Annotated in this window: 17 protein-coding genes; 2 read left to right on the top strand and 15 right to left on the bottom strand. The window is 51.2% G+C overall.

Annotated elements, in window-relative coordinates:
• Window position 1: 1 nt before the first annotated feature.
• The 11 genes from NSS83_RS31055 to NSS83_RS31005 are packed head-to-tail and all read right to left on the bottom strand — an operon-like array spanning window position 2 to window position 8,763.
• Window positions 2-838, bottom strand: coding sequence for a DUF5050 domain-containing protein (locus NSS83_RS31055; RefSeq protein ID WP_341347209.1), 837 nt, complete (start codon window positions 836-838; stop codon window positions 2-4).
• A gap of 4 nt (window positions 839-842) precedes the next feature.
• The gene (locus NSS83_RS31050; RefSeq protein WP_036702417.1) at window positions 843-1,079 is read right to left on the bottom strand and encodes an EsaB/YukD family protein; all 237 of its coding nucleotides are present in this window, start codon (window positions 1,077-1,079) and stop codon (window positions 843-845) included.
• A 21-nt stretch (window positions 1,080-1,100) separates the two neighbouring features.
• Window positions 1,101-1,589, bottom strand: a complete 489-nt coding sequence (locus NSS83_RS31045; protein WP_036702419.1) for a hypothetical protein — start codon at window positions 1,587-1,589, stop codon at window positions 1,101-1,103.
• Between the two features lie 32 nt (window positions 1,590-1,621).
• Window positions 1,622-2,101 (bottom strand): hypothetical protein, encoded by a 480-nt coding sequence (locus NSS83_RS31040; protein ID WP_076157841.1) that lies wholly within the window; start codon window positions 2,099-2,101, stop codon window positions 1,622-1,624.
• Window positions 2,102-2,122: 21 nt separating this feature from the next.
• Window positions 2,123-2,341 carry a hypothetical protein gene (locus NSS83_RS31035; protein ID WP_036702422.1) on the bottom strand — a complete coding sequence of 73 codons (219 nt, stop codon included), beginning with the start codon at window positions 2,339-2,341 and terminating at the stop codon, window positions 2,123-2,125.
• Window positions 2,342-2,366: 25 nt separating this feature from the next.
• Window positions 2,367-3,248, bottom strand: coding sequence for a hypothetical protein (locus NSS83_RS31030; protein WP_341347208.1), 882 nt, complete (start codon window positions 3,246-3,248; stop codon window positions 2,367-2,369).
• Window positions 3,245-4,228 carry a hypothetical protein gene (locus tag NSS83_RS31025; RefSeq protein ID WP_341347207.1) on the bottom strand — a complete coding sequence of 328 codons (984 nt, stop codon included), beginning with the start codon at window positions 4,226-4,228 and terminating at the stop codon, window positions 3,245-3,247. Before NSS83_RS31025 ends, NSS83_RS31030 begins: the two co-directional genes overlap by 4 nt.
• Window positions 4,206-5,672, bottom strand: a complete 1,467-nt coding sequence (locus tag NSS83_RS31020; protein ID WP_340754911.1) for an ATPase, T2SS/T4P/T4SS family — start codon at window positions 5,670-5,672, stop codon at window positions 4,206-4,208. Before NSS83_RS31020 ends, NSS83_RS31025 begins: the two co-directional genes overlap by 23 nt.
• 14 nt (window positions 5,673-5,686) lie before the next feature.
• A complete protein-coding gene (locus NSS83_RS31015) occupies window positions 5,687-6,514 on the bottom strand; it encodes a hypothetical protein (RefSeq protein WP_341188045.1) in 828 nt (275 codons plus the stop codon).
• Entirely contained in the window at window positions 6,496-7,380 is an 885-nt protein-coding gene (locus NSS83_RS31010) for a hypothetical protein (RefSeq protein ID WP_341188044.1), read from the bottom strand. Before NSS83_RS31010 ends, NSS83_RS31015 begins: the two co-directional genes overlap by 19 nt.
• Window positions 7,381-8,763 carry a hypothetical protein gene (locus NSS83_RS31005; protein WP_341188043.1) on the bottom strand — a complete coding sequence of 461 codons (1,383 nt, stop codon included), beginning with the start codon at window positions 8,761-8,763 and terminating at the stop codon, window positions 7,381-7,383.
• Window positions 8,764-8,919: 156 nt separating this feature from the next.
• On the opposite strand from NSS83_RS31005, the gene NSS83_RS31000 reads away from it, so the two are divergent.
• Window positions 8,920-9,339, top strand: a complete 420-nt coding sequence (locus NSS83_RS31000; RefSeq protein ID WP_341188042.1) for a prepilin peptidase — start codon at window positions 8,920-8,922, stop codon at window positions 9,337-9,339.
• Between the two features lie 261 nt (window positions 9,340-9,600).
• On the opposite strand, the gene NSS83_RS30995 is transcribed toward NSS83_RS31000, so the two are convergent.
• Together NSS83_RS30995 and NSS83_RS30990 are read right to left on the bottom strand one after the other, a co-directional pair.
• Window positions 9,601-10,254 carry a deoxynucleoside kinase gene (locus NSS83_RS30995; protein ID WP_340754917.1) on the bottom strand — a complete coding sequence of 218 codons (654 nt, stop codon included), beginning with the start codon at window positions 10,252-10,254 and terminating at the stop codon, window positions 9,601-9,603.
• Window positions 10,251-10,874, bottom strand: coding sequence for a deoxynucleoside kinase (locus tag NSS83_RS30990; protein ID WP_341347206.1), 624 nt, complete (start codon window positions 10,872-10,874; stop codon window positions 10,251-10,253). The genes NSS83_RS30995 and NSS83_RS30990 overlap by 4 nt, the downstream gene beginning before the upstream one ends.
• A 192-nt stretch (window positions 10,875-11,066) precedes the next feature.
• On the opposite strand from NSS83_RS30990, the gene NSS83_RS30985 reads away from it, so the two are divergent.
• Window positions 11,067-12,599 (top strand): stalk domain-containing protein, encoded by a 1,533-nt coding sequence (locus tag NSS83_RS30985; RefSeq protein WP_341347205.1) that lies wholly within the window; start codon window positions 11,067-11,069, stop codon window positions 12,597-12,599.
• A gap of 352 nt (window positions 12,600-12,951) precedes the next feature.
• Here NSS83_RS30985 and nspC read toward each other — a convergent pair whose 3' ends face one another.
• The gene (gene nspC / locus NSS83_RS30980) at window positions 12,952-14,088 is read right to left on the bottom strand and encodes a carboxynorspermidine decarboxylase (protein WP_341348789.1); all 1,137 of its coding nucleotides are present in this window, start codon (window positions 14,086-14,088) and stop codon (window positions 12,952-12,954) included.
• A gap of 26 nt (window positions 14,089-14,114) precedes the next feature.
• Window positions 14,115-15,314 carry a saccharopine dehydrogenase family protein gene (locus NSS83_RS30975; protein ID WP_036702452.1) on the bottom strand — a complete coding sequence of 400 codons (1,200 nt, stop codon included), beginning with the start codon at window positions 15,312-15,314 and terminating at the stop codon, window positions 14,115-14,117.
• Between the last annotated feature and the right edge of the window lie 60 nt (window positions 15,315-15,374).

Genomic DNA, 15,374 nt, shown 5'->3' with positions numbered 1-15,374 from the left:
CTTAACGACTTCTGTCTGCCTGAAAGCGAACCTCTTGTCCGCCTGACATTGGCATGGTGTACCACAGCTCTTGATGAATGAAGAACAATTGCCCGTCTGCCTTATGCACGCGGTCCGCACGCTCTCCATAAATGCGCAGGCTCTCACCAGACTTCAGATCCAGCCTATAGATCGATCCGTCATTGCCCGCATTGCAGCAGTAGATGTAACCACCTTCGCTGATCATGCTGAGCGGAATCAGGTCCGGGTAGGCTTTCTGCTCACCGGACAGCGGATCAAGCAGCGTCAAGGCATGTCCATTCATCAGATCCGCATACAGGAGCCGCGTTCCGCAGTACTGCAGATAAGCAGCGCCTCCCTCAGTCAGCCGGGTAGAGCGGTTACCCTCCAATGGACAACTGTAAATACCTTGTGCGCAAGCATAATAGAGCTGTTCTCCCAAGATCGTATAGCACTGCACCACACTGTCCGTAAGGCATTCGGTCTTGCGTCCGTCCGGCAGACAACGGTACAATCTTCCATCCTTTTCATTAATGTAAAACAGCCAGCCTGCTCTGAGCCTGATCTCGCGGCAAGGCTCATGCAGCAGTACTTTCAGCTCCAGCGTTCCCGTATCCACTCTGCACAAGGCATTACCACGGCTCTGGTCACTGGCGAACAGCAACCCGCCCGCTTCATTCATGAACCAGAGGATTCCGGGCAGCCTTGCAGCTCCTTCTTCATCCCGGCTCAACAGATAAGTTCCCGGTTCCGGTTCCAGCGTCCCGCATAGATCCGTTATGCAGTACACACCCGGAGTCTGTAACAGGAGTCCGCCGCCTGCAATATTATCATTCATGCTGTCATTCCTCTCCTATCAGCGTCAGCAGCGCGCCGTGGCTGACACCCTCTTCCTCAAGTGAACGTGCGCTCTCCAGAATACGGCCCAGCGGCTCTGCCTGCAGTCTCCCTCTCTGCGGCTTCTTCAGCGCAAGCGGCTCCTCCAGCATCTCCAGCAGTTCAGATACCGGGATTTCCGAGGGCAGCTTCAGATCAGCTTCCACCATTCCTGCCTTCAGCGTAACCATCACATATTCCATAAGAATCCTATCCTCCGTTCCCTAGTTCTTCACAGAGAGTACGGTCATCCGCTCGCCTGTCATGACGAAATCCACATCCTGCCCGGCTTCCCGGGCCAGGCGTAAATATCTTGTCTTGAACACATAAGGTACTTCCGCCAGGACATGCACTTCAGTAGTTTCCCGCCCATTCCATGCCTCAGGCTCATGTCTAAATTCAAGGGTTACCTGTATCGCCTGCTGCTCCCCTGCGAAGGTTAGCTGACCTCCATCGTTGCTTGTAAGCCCGGCTTTCATCGCTGCACCGAACGCTTCAGCGAAGTACTCCGCGAAACGTTCTTCATCCACCTCCGCGTCCAGGCCCCGCAGCTTCTCATAGACCAGGCTCCGGTCCTTCGCTGAGCGCAGCGCATTATTAAGCGCCGTACTCAGTACAATCTGCTCGCGTGAAATGTTGAACACTTCTGTCAGCGGTGCAATCAGGATGGACAGCATCACAGCGATCAGAATGGACACAGCGATTGTTCTCAAGTCCTTCAGTCCCCGCTTCTCATCCGAATGAGTTAATCGAAATAATAGTCCAGATCCTTATAGTGCTTCAGCCCGACTGAGGTTAGCGAAAAAGACACGGGAATCTCCGTGCGGATCTCTTCCCCCCATAGCTTAACGCTCAGCGGATAAACTGCGCGTACCGTGACCGTCACGGGCTCTCCCCGCTGGCGGTAGGGCTTCTCCAGCTCGGTCGCATTGGCATAGACTGTCTCGTCGTCATTGCCGACAGCCCTGCCATTATCTTCATTCAATGCTTCGACCTCGATCTGATTCGGATGCTCCCGGTAGATTGGACGCTCCTTCAGACGCTTCAGCGCATCATCATAATAGGATTGCTTGATATAGTTATCTCCGGCAGCGACCTGTGACAGGTTGAAGGTCTCGATGACCAGTGTCATGTACCATGGGAAGAAGAACACCAGATTGGTGAACACCATAATGCTGGCTGCCACCACAATCGCGACCAGAAAGGATTTTGCGACTCCCCGCATTGCTGGTGTACCTCCTTCAGATTACTGTGTGAATTTCTCAATCTGCTTCATGAAGAGATCCCAAATGTCACTGATCCAGGCTCCCAGATTTCCTTGCACAATAACGATGGCCGCACCGATAATGACGATGGCCGCTACGGTAAGTGCAATCTGCTTCACCCCGATATCCCCGCGCTCTTCTGTCCAAAAGCTCTCTTGACTCTTCTTAGGTTTAGCCACGTTTTCCGATTTCTTCTCCATATTGTTCAACCTCCGAATATAAAATTTATTGAAACATTTCCAGTGAACCCTTGACCAGGAACAGATAATAAATGGCAATGTACACAAACAGGATGATGATCAGTATCCATTGGATTCGGGCATTGCTGCGCTCACGCCGCAGAAGATCCTTCTCCAGTGCTTCCACCCTAAATTGATTGACCTCATTCTTGAGGTACACCATCTGGGAGACATTGTCATAGCCTCTAAGGCGGGTCTCCATGATGTCGCAGAACTTGATGACATAACGCATGGGAACCCGTTTCTTGAGCTGCTTCAGCGCGTATTCCTCGCCGTATTCAATATTGTCCAGCATCACACCCAGCTCTTCAGCCATATCCTGGCCCGCATGAGGCAGGTAATCCCGGATCACATCTGCCAGATAGATATTGATGGATTTGGAGTACTGGTAGTAGACCATGCTGTAAAAGGCAGGAAAATCAAGCGAGATATTGCGGTTCTTCTTCTCGATCTGTTCTTCAAGGCTCTTCACCGGATAGATCCAGCCCAGCAGAATGAAGATGGCGGTCACACAGCCGAGCAGCCGGTTGGCACTGCCCAGCACAAGGGTCAGCAGCATTCCGCCCGAGGCATAGAGCAATTGATTTAACCGAATCTCCTCCGGCCGGACCAGCAGCTCCAGCCGATCTATCATCTTGCGGAAGCGGATGCGGTCAGCTGTGCCCACAAATCCTGTCATATATTTCAGGGCAAAATTCTTTTTGTACAATGCTACCCGCTGCTTCAGCTGCGTGCTTTTTCGTTCGTTCATGAACCGGCGTGCGCGCTTCTTCTTTCGTCCGCTGACCGGCTTCAACATGGGCAAGAGAAACAGCTTGATCAAGTACAGAATGGACGTTAAGGCACACACCTTGGCGATAAAGATCATTTACGGTCACTTCCTCCCCCAAGGTTACCCTGGAGCGCCTGGGTACGGGCGAAGCTCAGACAGATTACACAGATCATCATCGTGTTAATCAGCTTCCCGGCCTGCGTGTACAGCATGAACTCGCGAAATCCGTCAATGGATAAGGCGTAGATAAAGAATAGCAATACGATGACGGTCTTCATCAGGAAGTCACGGTTCATTTTGCGGAAAATCGTCTCCTTACGCGCATTGATCTCCCTCAGCACCGCATTCTCATCTACAATATCCAGGAAGATGTCGGCCATTCCCTTGCGTTCGTTATATTCAAACACAATCGCTTTCTTGGTAAAATCATCGAACTTAGGACCGAGCTGACGGTTCAGCAGGGTGATGGCCTGCCTGAAGCTGTATCCGTTATTCTCGCAGTTATCTATGAACTGCCGGAGATAGACCCGGATGTTAGGGCTGATGTATTCGTCACTCTCCATCACCTTCTTGATCGCGACCAGCACACCGTCCCGTGCCAGCGGACAGATCAGATCCTCTGCGTCCATAATATTTTCGATATCCTGGGCCCGTATAATCTTGGACTGCATCACGAACCAGGTCATCAGACCGACAAAAATGGAGATGGTCACGACTACCGACAACGTTACGCTATTCATGAAGAACACAATGACCACGGCTACCAGCGCGAAAGAAATGCAGAGCAGAGAAGTGAAGCTCTCCAAGGTAACCGGGAGGTTGAAATCCAGAATCAGCCCTTCCACCAGCCGGTTGTATTTCGCGATCGGGCTCTCCTTCCGCTTGACGATACGCTCCCGCTTAATCCGGGAAACGTAACGCTTGGTATTGTATTTACCAAGATGGTCAGCCACCGTATCCAGCAGATCTAATAGACGGTGAAGAGAACCCTCGAAGAAGCGGACCTGAAACATTGTATTGAACAGCACGAAGGCCGCAACGCCGAGCAGCAGACTAATGAGTAAGTTCACATTCATCGAATGCATAACCCTCCGTTTCGTCCTCGAGGGGCTCCCGGGTGAGGAATTCAAACCGGCTGCGCTTAATGCCGGCCTTGAGCATAGATTCTTGGGCACGCAGGGATAGCTTGCCCACCCGCTTGTGCCGCCCGATAATTTGGACCACCCTTGTGCCGCCCGCCTCCTCCACCACATCATCATAGATGAACTTATAAATCGGATTGATCAGCGGCTTCAACCCTTCTGACCCCAGAATCTCAGATATCGAAGTGACCTTGCGGGTTCCGTCAGCCAGCTTCTCCTGGTAGATTACGAATTTGACTGCACTGCAGATGTTGCGCAAGGCAAGCTCAGCCGGTTCATTCGACACCATCAGATAGGCAGTCAGGAAGCGGTAGATCGCCTCCTCATCCCCTTCGGCATGAAGTGTGGTGAAGAAGTAATGCCCCGTCTGTGCCGCCCGCAGCGCAGTCGCGAATTCACCCGGGGTCCTCAGCTCGCCCGGTCCGATCCAATGCGGAGACTGCCGCATCGCATTAATCAGCAGGTTCTCCATCGTAGCCGGACTGGCATCATCCTCTTCAGGCACGGATTCGTACTGCAGCACATCATTGATGATGGGGCCAAATTCTCCCCCTTCCCGGCGGTGCAGCCGCATCTCGGAAGGATTCTCAATCGTTATGATCCGGGAGAGCGGATGAATCTGCTTCACTAACACCTCATTCAGCGTCGTTTTACCGCTGCCGGTTGGCCCTACAGTAATCCATGACTGATCTGCCTTGGGAATCAGAGAGAGCAGCCGAAACATATTGACAGAGAAGCTTTGTTCATGAATCATCATGGCGGGAGTAAGACTTTTTTTGCTGAATTTACGGATGACAAAAGCAGGCAGCTCATAGGGCGAGATTTCCGCATGTGTGGCATTTACCCGGTACCCTTCCACCGTCCGGGCATTCACCATCGGAACCTTCGGTGTTAGGCGCATCTTGGACACTCCAATTAACTTCGATATGATACGCTCCATATGTTCGCGGTCTGTGAAATGCTGGTCCCAGCGCAGCGTTTTCCCGCCGGTCTCCACGAAGATCTGTTCCGGCCCGTTGGCCCGGATCTCGTCAATTTGCGGGTCCTCCATGGCCTCGGTTATCGGGCCATAATGCGTGATTTCGTTAATCAGCGCATTCTTTAAAGACTGCAAACCGCCATACCCCTCCACACTAGGCTTCTGGGAATCGACGAACTCCATAATATACCCCTGGGTCATTTCCCGTTTGCGGATCGGGTCTCTCTCCCGGCGGAAGGCATTCGTTGCTGCCTTGCTAATGTATTTCTGGCATAATTCCAGCGCTTCCTCGAAGCTGATGGTGGTGTATTTATTTTTGAGTGCATCCATATCTTCCTCTTGAGTGCTGTGGTGCGAGAACTTCTGCTGCATTTCACTTACTTTTGCCCGGGTTAGCAAGGCTCAGGCCTCCTTCACTGATTAATAATGGAATCCCGCAAACGGTTCATTTCCTTCATGAATGCCTTATTTTGCAGCGGATGATCTTTAACATATAGCTTGCCGTCCTGGGTGTACGCCGCTGCGGCCTTCACGAAGGGCAGCGCTGCTGCGATCTGAAAGCCCATCTGCTTGAACACCTTATAATCCAGCCCGATCTCATGCAGGTTCATCATAATCACACTGGTGAACTTGGCTGTGCTGATGCCAATGGAAGCGGCAAAGTCCAGCAGCTTGGTCATATTGCCCGGAGCCTCGATCCGCTCGGCTGCTGTAAAATATCCGATATGGCAGTGCTTCATCGCCCCCGTGCAGAATTCGAGTGGAGGATTATATGGAATGTCCAGCAGGATAATATCGAACATTCCCTTAAGTGTGGCTAATACCTGTTCAATGTGCGCGAAACCAAATTCGAAGTATTCCTCCAGCAGATCATAGGGACTGGGGGAGAGCAGATACAGGTTCTCCTCTGAAGTAGAAGCAATATCTTCACGCATATCCGCTTTATCGCTTTTGAGCACCCGGATCAGCCCTTTTCCTCTGGCGGGAGGGTCTACACCAAACAGATAGTAGAGGTTCGGATTGAACACTTTAAAATCCACGATGCAGGTGTTAAAGCCTTGCTGCGCCAGCAGATAGCCTAAATTGCCGATCAGCATGGCCTGATCTGTCCCTTCACAGGCCGGCAAGAAACCAATAACACTATAGATCAGCGGGCTGTCCCGAAACTCGGCTCCGACCAGCTCCTTGGAGGATATCTTGCGGAAGATGCTCTCCAGTTTTTTTACTTCTTTTCGATCCATGATTCCACCTCATTTTGCAGTGTAGGCAGCTCATCCATAATTACCGTGCTGCCGCTTCTGCTGAGCATCGTAATCAGAAAGCTTTTGCTGTCCAGGCTTTTGTATTTGGCATACTTGTTAATCTCCTCACCTGAGCCTTCCAGCAGCAGAGCCTTGGGCTGAATGCTCTTCAGGAAATCGTCGCTGCGCATAACCTCCTGCCGCTTGTCCTCGCTCAGCTTCAGCACTTCCTTGTATACCTCATAGATCGAATGGCTGTTCGCGTTGAGCATATCCTTGATGACAATACTGTCGAACAGAATCTCGGTCTTCGTAACGGAGGACTGTGAGGAGTTGAATACGGCATTAGGATTGCCTCCTGCTCCAGAAGCTGCAGCTTCTTCCACATTGTAGGACACCCGGATACGGACACGGTCTCCCGGCATCAGAATGTCTCCGCCAGCCTCAAGGAAGTTGTAGGGCAGGGTGAGGACTTCCTGCTTCTCACCCAGCTTATACAGCCATTCATTCTTGACCGGCTTCTCATCCAGCAGCTGATCCTCATACAGCACACTATTATCCCGAATATAATATTTCGTGAACTTGCCCAGTACTTCAGGGAGCTTGTCCGCCAGCACCATATCGGATGTATACTCTGTGCGGATAATGTTATAGGTCTCCACTTGCTTCTCTGTCAGCACCGTAAAGGCGGGCAGCCCTCCCTTTTCTGTGAGCCGCAGCACCTCTACCGTATCACGGGCATCCTGGCTGGCGTTGGTGATGACTATGTATGAGACGACAATGACGATCAGACTGAACAGTACTGCAACTATTCGTTTCAACAGGTTCCGGTTGGGAGCCACATTTTTTACACCTCTGATATCCATCTACCCCGAACCCTCCATCAATCTAAGAAGTATGGTGCCGAACGCCCGCTCGAACTCCGGTCCGCTGTTCACAATCGGGATATCACTTTCGATCTGCTGGTCAAATTCGGCACTGGCAGGCACGTAGCCGGCCAGTGCCGGTTCGTACCGGAAGCTGTCACTGAGGCCCGAGCCGAGCAGCTCACCGACCTTCTCCGGGGTAAACAGGTCACCGTGATAACGGAAGCTGTGATTATAGCGGGTGACAATCACTTTGGTCTTGGCATTGAGATAGGCGGCAGAATCCCGGTCAAGCACTAATTCAATATTCCGCAGGGTGCTTAGCACCGAATACAGGTTGTTAGGAACACACAGTCCGAAGGTATCCATATGAATCAGCGCACTCTCCATCTGCCGCATGGCATCCAGGGGAAGATCGAGTACGACAAGGTTGAAGTTATTCCGCAGAGCCGATAACAATCCGGCCAGCTTCTCGCTGGTGTAGAATTGCTGAATCGCCCGCTTGTCCTGGAATCCGTAGCTGAGTGTAGTCATCCACAGATTCCCTTGGACAGGAAAAGCATTGGTCCTGTAATCCTGCGGCTTCGCCAGCATCCGGATCAAGGAACTCCCCAGATGCTCATCCTTGTGCGCCTGTTCATCAAATCCGCTGAAATACAAGTTAATCCCTCTGTATTCAGTATCCATATCCACAAGAATAGTGTTCAGTCCGCGTTTTGCAGCTTCTGCCGCCAGATTGACCGCGGTGCTCGTCAGCCCGCTGCCCCGGTGTCCGGTCACCGCCACGACCCGGCTCATCCCCCGGCTGATGTTCGCCAGCTCCCGGGAGAGCGAATCAGTGGACTGGAAGGTTTCTGTATCCTTGCCTTTGGAACGGAACCTGTCCAGGAAAGAACGCTTCTTGGCCTTCAGCTCACCCGGTTCACTCTCCCGGGCTGGCGTGAAGCGCATTTCTAGGCTGCCTGATCCTAGCCCATTATTCCTCTGACGATCTGCAAGCTGTGCCAAAGCCTGCTTCACCAATGCGATTGGCAGCCTGGGCGTATGATATTCAAGAACACTGAGCCCCAGATATTGTCTTACAAGCGATGACCAGGCTTCTCTCTGACCCGGGTCTCTCGTTAATATAATTACCGGAGTGTCTTCCCGTGTCTGGGATAGATGCTCTAACAAAGTATGAACAGACTCCTTGTCAGCAGCCAGTCCGTCCGGCAATCCTTCGTCTGTAATCACAACAGCTTCCGGTCCGGGAAGGGTGGAATTCTGCAATAATCCGGCTGTATCCCGGACCCGCAGGCTCCCGTCATTCATCGTGGTCCACGGATCTGCGATATGGGCAGTGATGTACCCGTGAGCTATACCTGCGAGTAGAAGTACCCTCATCTTCAATCCTCTTTCATTGTGAATTTGCCTGGTATAGAACCCCGGCCTTCAGCCTTGACACAATACGGCACATCATGAGAAAATTTTCCATAAAACGACTAATAGTGCAGAGCACAAAACCCAGCACAGCACACAGAATCCGAGGCGGTGTCCTATATGAAACTCCTATTGTTATCCAGCCTTATGCTAATACTGATCTTATGTAGCTTAAGTGATATCCGCCGGCGCAAGATTCCCAATATGCTGACAGCCTTAATTCTGGGAATGGGCATTCTTCATATGATCCTGTACGGGTCTCTGCTGAACTCGCTTAACGGTTTGCTTCTTCCCGCCGCCCCCCTTCTTCTCTTGCGCAGGTACTCCCGTTCGATTGGAGCAGGAGACATTAAGCTAATCTCGGCTGTAGGGGTATGGCTGGGAGGACTCCTCAATCTGGCCCTGTTCGGTGCGGCTTGTCTGTTATGTGCTGCGGTTCTGCTCTTGAAGCGGACCTACCGGCAGGATATTCCCGGCTCCGTGCCCTTCGCTCCTTTTCTTACTGTTCCAGTCATTCTGACCGTGTTAATTATGTATTAACTTGATTTGATTTAGCTTTATTCAATTGGTAATATTTCCTTCTGTTTTTAATTAATCCAATGGCAGGTGATTTGAAACAGGCCCTATTACCCAAATTAAGGTGCAAATGCGAAATATTATACAGACCTATAGACAGCAAAATTTTCCGGCGAACCGCTTATTATGATGTAGATCAATCGAACTAAACGTTCGTCCTAACGAAAAAGAGCGTTCCACAGTCTCTATCGGCTGTGAAACGCTCTTTTTTTGTAAATAAACACTTTATGCTTGTGCCGCCCGCTGCCCGATCGTCCGTCCTACCTGCTCCAGGATCGCAGACACCGAAGCCGGGTCCTTCACATCGTACTCGTCAATATTCAGCCGCAGCACCGGGCAGGCGCTGAATTCGTTGATCCACTGGGAATAGCGGCCGTGCATATGCTCCCAGTAGGAGACGTCAGTCTGGATCTCCATCTCGCGTCCGCGCTCATTAATGCGGGTCAGGATCGAAGGCAGGCTGCCTTCAATATAGATCAGCACATCGGGATGCGGGAAGTATGGCGTCATCACCATAGCCTCGTAGAGGCTGGTGTAGGTTGCGTAATCTGTCGGGGACATGGTGCCTTGGTCGGCGTGCATTTTTGCGAAAATCCCGGTGTCTTCATAAATCGAACGGTCCTGCACGAACCCGCCGCCCAGCTCGAACATCTTCTTCTGCTCCTTGAAGCGTTCCGCGAGGAAATAGATCTGCAGGTGGAAGCTCCACCGCTCGAAGTCATGGTAGAACTTCTCCAGGTACGGGTTATGGTCAACCTGCTCCAGCGAAGTCTGGAAGTTCAGGCGCTGCGCGAGTGCTGCGGTCAGCGTCGACTTGCCGACGCCTACGGTACCGGCTACCGTGATAATTGCATTGTCCGGGATGTTGTAACTGTTCATTTCATAAGCTCCTTTACTTGCTTTGCGATGGTGTTGAAATCTTCGGGATTTTCTACGAAATCCACCTGATTTCCGTCGATGGTAACGATAATGGTGGACGGTTCGCGGCGGGCCAGGGAGGCCATCGCATCGTCATAATCCTCAATTAACTGCTGGAGGTAGGCAGGGGCAATGATCTCTTCAAAGGTACGCGCGCGCTTGGCAATCCGGGCCAGCAGCGTATCCAGGTTCGCCCGGATATACAAAATGATGTTCGGTTTGGGGAAATCATCGGTCAGAATATGATAGATCTCCCGGTATTTGTCCCGTTTCGATCCCTTCAGCGTCCGTTCCCCGAAGATCAGATTCTTATAGATATGATAATCCGAAATGACCGGCTTCCCTTGATCTATGTACTGCACAGTCGTGTCTTCAAGCTGCTTGAACCGGTTGCAGAGAAAGAACATCTCAAGCTGGAAGCTCCAGTCGTCCATATTCTGATAGAACTTGTCCAGAAACGGGTTCTCGTCGACAATTTCTTTAATGACCGGAAGCTGCAGTTCGGTGGCGAGCATCGTGGCGAGGGTGGTTTTACCGGCTCCAATCGGGCCTTCCACGGCTATAAAAGGTGCATGTTTCATTAACGCTAATTTCCTCCTCAAGTACGGACAATTCCAAAAAAACAGACTAAATTATTGTACCACAGGAGCGCTGCCAGCAACGGTTAATTTTCAAAGAAACTTTTCAGGGCCAAGCAGCGTCTATATTCAAGGTAATATATTCTTTTATTTACCTAATTCAGTAATTTTCTAAAGAGAGTAGAGGATATCGTGATGAAAAAAAGAAATTTGCTTGTGAGCATGGTGATGGGTTTGACGGCTTGTCTGACTATTGGGACTCCCGAGGCTGCAACAGCAGCAGCGAGTGGCGGTGGCTCAGGTATCTCTTCCTACGGACCTGACTATCTGATTAAGGATGACGGGACCCTGTGGGTCTGGGGGGAGACGAAGTCCGTACCTACGCAGGTACATGGACTACGAGATGTACAGGCTTCTTTCCCGCTATATTACAGTGCAATGGTAACCACCAAGGATGGCTCGGTCTGGAAGTGGGAGAGTAATGCCCGAACCATGGCCATTGAAGTTACACCTGTGCCCGAATTGAAGAATATAACCAGTTTTCAAAGAGTATACCCGCGTCATTTGGCAGTCACTGGAGAGGGTGCGGTATATACTTCAGTTACGTCAACCGACGATAATACGACTCCTCCGTTTGCACCTGTTCCTGGCTTGGATCACGTTGCATCCATCTCCCAATATTCCGAGAGCAACAAGCTTAACAATAAGTATAGCGACTGGCAGCGTTATCTGTTCCTGAAGACAGACGGGACGGTCTGGACCAGCATCGACGAACTTGCCACTTTTACACCAGTTCCCAATTTGAAGGATATTGTCCAGCTCGAACAGAATTATGCGCTCAGCAAGGATGGCAGCGTCTGGACCTGGCCGGACCAGGATAGTTATTTACCGGAAACCAATAGTGACCCGGCGAAGATAACTGCAACTCCTTTTTCCGGCTTAAAAGATATTCGAACCCTCTACAACAATGGACGCAGCCGGCTCGCGATTGACAAGCAATCCCGTCTCTGGTTCTGGGGCTCCACAGTCACCGGATATTCGGATGGAACCACCTATCAGGATGAACCCGTTCCGGTTGTCTTCTCAGGAATCAGCAAGGTGACCGATGCCTACATTGTTGAGCAATCTATTGTCGCACTGACGGCAGACGGAAAAGTCTATGCAGCTTCGATTGCCGCAGAACTGATGTCGCCGAATGCAAAGTTTACCCTGCTCGCTTCCGGTATCCAGTCAATAAAAGGCGGCGGAAGACACGTCATTATGCAGAAGAACGACGGCACTCTCTGGGGGTGGGGCGTGAACAAGAATGCTGAGCTCGGGTACGGTACTTATGAATTCAGCTACAAAGAGCCTGTCCCGATGCAGAAGCCGATCTCCGTTAGCCTGAATGGTGAATCCATCGCCTTCACCAATGGTGTCATTACCCGTAACGGACAGAATTTCATTCCGCTGCGTTCACTGTTCACCAAGATGGGAGCTACTATCGGTTATTCCATGGACAAAGTGGTAACGATCACCGGTACCACTGCCGACAAAACGCCGCTAACCATCGTCATCAAGACCGTGAACGGAGCTACCACTGTAAATGGTAAAAGTGTCACTCTGGCAACGCCGCCGTTTGTAGTTAATGGCACCGTCTACCTGCCGCTGCGCTTCATCAGCGAACAGCTTGGCGCCAAGGTCGACTGGCTGCCGCAGGAGAGCAGAATTGCGATTAGTATGAAGTAAGGGGGATAGAGGGAAACCAGGGGTCGAGATAGCATCCAAATGTTGCACATTATGCAGGATTTCTGGCTGAGTAAGGAGCAAAGATGCGAATTGTTGTACTTTTTGCAGGATTTCCCGCGGTTTGTCGGGTCAGACCAGCCTATTGTTGCATTTTGTGCAGGATTTCAGGCAGATGGACGGATCGGGGGCAGTAATGTTTCATTTTTTGCAGCTTTTCCAGCGGCGGGGAGCGGAGCGACAATTGGCAATATCGCAGACTGTCCGCTAGCAAGCCGCCCCTTCCATCCCCCACCCAAAAAGCGCCCCCTCAGCCAAAGCTGAAGGGGCGCTTCTATTATTATCATCTACCCGATTAAGACAACCGGCCGCTAAAGTCACTGTATTCGAACTCGCGGATCACCTTGAGGCCTTCTTCTTCATTATAAGAAGCAATGGCCGGGAGGTTCACGCCGTTGAACATGTGGTTCTTCACCATAGAATAATGCGCCATGTCGGTGAAAATCAGCTTGTCACCGTATTTCAGCGGCTCCGGGAATGAGTAATCGCCGATGATATCGCCTGCCAGGCAGGTCATGCCTCCAAGCCGGTAGGTGTGAGCGAATTCACCCGGTTCTCCGGCACCGATGATGGCCGGGCGGTAAGGCATCGCCAGCACATCCGGCATATGGCATTCAGCCGAAGTATCGAGAATAGCGATATCCATGCCGTTATGCATGGTGTCGAGTACCGTTGCAACCAGATAACCAGTGTTCAAGGCAACGGCCTCTCCCGGCTCCAGATAGATCTCCACGTTGTACGTCTCTTTCATATGCAGAATGCACTTGATCAAGGTGTCGAGATCATAGTCAGGACGGGTTATGTGATGCCCGCCGCCGAAGTTCAGCCATTTCATACCGTGCAGGTACTGGCCGAACTTCTCTTCTACAACCTTAAGCGTACGCTCCAGCGTATCCGAGTTCTGTTCGCACATGGTGTGGAAATGCAGTCCGTCAATGCCATCCAGCTCGTCCGGCCGGAAGTTCGGCAGGGTTACGCCCATACGCGAGAAGTTGTAGCAAGGATCGTACAGCGGCACTTCAATCTCGGAATACTCCGGATTGACGCGAATGCCGCAGCTAATCTGCTTCGGCGCGTTCTGCACGCGCTGCTTGAACCGGCTCCACTGGTCGAACGAGTTGAATACCATATGATCGCTGTAACGAAGCAGCTCATCGAACTCGCGGTCTACATAAGCGGGTGCATAGACATGGACCTCTTTGCCCATCTCCTCAAAGCCCAGCCGGGCCTCAAACAGGGAGCTGGAGGTTACGCCATGCAGGTATTTGCCGACCAACGGGTACATAGCGTGCATGGAGAAGCCTTTTTGCGCAAGAAGAATCTTCGCTCCGCTCTTCTCCTGCACATAATTCAGGGTCTCCAGGTTCTTCGTCAGCAGCCGTTCATCCACCAGATAAGCAGGGGACGGCAGATTGCTGATATCGATATCGATGTCCTTGTTCTTCATGGCCATGCGCCTTAATCCAGCAGCGTCGGCGAGAAATCTTCTTGCCAAGGCAGGCCGTGTTTGTTAAGTGCATCCATGAACGGATCTGGATCGAACTCTTCGATATTGTGTACGCCCGGTTTGTTCCAGATACCTTTGATAATCATCATCGCCCCGATCATTGCAGGAACGCCGGTAGTGTAGGAAATGGCCTGTGAGCCAACCTCTCTATAGCACTCTTCGTGATCGCAGACATTGTAGACATAATAGGTCTTAGGCTGACCGTCTTTGGTTCCTTGAATGATACAGCCGATATTGGTTTTACCTTTGGTTCTTGGTCCCAGGGAAGCCGGGTCAGGCAGAATGGCCTTCAGGAACTGCAAAGGAATAATCTCTTTACCTTCATAATTAATAGGCTCAATAGAAGTCATGCCGACATTCTCAAGCACCTTCAGGTGGGTCAGATAGTTCTGCGAGAAGGTCATCCAGAAGCGGATTTTTTTGACGCCAGGAATGTTAACAGCTAGTGATTCTAATTCTTCATGGTACAAAAGATAGATATCCTTCGGACCGATCTCCGGGAGATCGTATACTTTCTTCTCAGACAGCGGCGCTGTCTCAATCCACTCGCCATTCTCGAAGTAACGTCCGTTCGCAGTAATCTCGCGGATATTAATCTCAGGATTGAAGTTGGTGGCAAACGGATAACCGTGGTCGCCCGCGTTCGCATCCACAATATCAATCGTATGAATCTCGTCAAAATAATGCTTCTGTGCATAGGCCGTAAATACACCGGTTACGCCAGGGTCGAAGCCGCTGCCGAGCAGCGCTGTAATTCCGGCCTTCTCGAATCTTTCCTTGTAAGCCCATTGCCAGGAATATTCAAACTTCGCCGTATCCTGCGGTTCGTAGTTGGCTGTATCTACATAGTGCACTCCGGTAGCCAGGCAGGCATCCATGATCGTCAGATCCTGGTAAGGAAGAGCCACATTAATCACGACATCCGGCTGGAAGCTCTTGATCAGCTCAATGACTTCTTCCGTGTTGTCAGCATCCAGCTTGGCCGTAGAAATCTTAGTCAGGCCCCCGTCCAGCTTCTCTTTGAGCGCATCGCACTTCGATACCGTACGGCTGGCAATGCAAATCTCTTCGAATACATCCGGGTTCTGGCAGCATTTATGAACAACAACGCTCGCTACACCGCCAGCGCCAATAATTAACGCTTTTCCCAAATTAATAACCCCCTAATTATGCTTAAGTTATTAGTTATTAGCCTTGCTGCTCTGGAACAG

The organism is Paenibacillus sp. FSL H3-0469 (genome assembly GCF_038051945.1).
GTDB lineage: Bacteria > Bacillota > Bacilli > Paenibacillales > Paenibacillaceae > Paenibacillus_AQ.
This window is presented reverse-complemented; position numbering and strand designations above follow the sequence as displayed.

Bases quoted from the DNA above. Each gene is read 5' to 3' on its own strand.
- NSS83_RS30985 (WP_341347205.1), top strand. From the start codon at position 11,067: ATGAAAAAAAGAAATTTGCTTGTGAGCATGGTGATGGGTTTGACGGCT.
- NSS83_RS31015 (WP_341188045.1), bottom strand. From the start codon at position 6,514: ATGGATCGAAAAGAAGTAAAAAAACTGGAGAGCATCTTCCGCAAGATA.
- NSS83_RS31000 (WP_341188042.1), top strand. From the start codon at position 8,920: ATGAAACTCCTATTGTTATCCAGCCTTATGCTAATACTGATCTTATGT.
- NSS83_RS30990 (WP_341347206.1), bottom strand. From the start codon at position 10,874: ATGAAACATGCACCTTTTATAGCCGTGGAAGGCCCGATTGGAGCCGGT.
- NSS83_RS31010 (WP_341188044.1), bottom strand. From the start codon at position 7,380: ATGGATATCAGAGGTGTAAAAAATGTGGCTCCCAACCGGAACCTGTTG.
- NSS83_RS30995 (WP_340754917.1), bottom strand. From the start codon at position 10,254: ATGAACAGTTACAACATCCCGGACAATGCAATTATCACGGTAGCCGGT.
- NSS83_RS31055 (WP_341347209.1), bottom strand. From the start codon at position 838: ATGAATGATAATATTGCAGGCGGCGGACTCCTGTTACAGACTCCGGGT.
- NSS83_RS31030 (WP_341347208.1), bottom strand. From the start codon at position 3,248: ATGATCTTTATCGCCAAGGTGTGTGCCTTAACGTCCATTCTGTACTTG.
- NSS83_RS31025 (WP_341347207.1), bottom strand. From the start codon at position 4,228: ATGAATGTGAACTTACTCATTAGTCTGCTGCTCGGCGTTGCGGCCTTC.
- NSS83_RS31050 (WP_036702417.1), bottom strand. From the start codon at position 1,079: ATGGAATATGTGATGGTTACGCTGAAGGCAGGAATGGTGGAAGCTGAT.
- NSS83_RS31035 (WP_036702422.1), bottom strand. From the start codon at position 2,341: ATGGAGAAGAAATCGGAAAACGTGGCTAAACCTAAGAAGAGTCAAGAG.
- NSS83_RS31005 (WP_341188043.1), bottom strand. From the start codon at position 8,763: ATGAGGGTACTTCTACTCGCAGGTATAGCTCACGGGTACATCACTGCC.
- NSS83_RS31040 (WP_076157841.1), bottom strand. From the start codon at position 2,101: ATGCGGGGAGTCGCAAAATCCTTTCTGGTCGCGATTGTGGTGGCAGCC.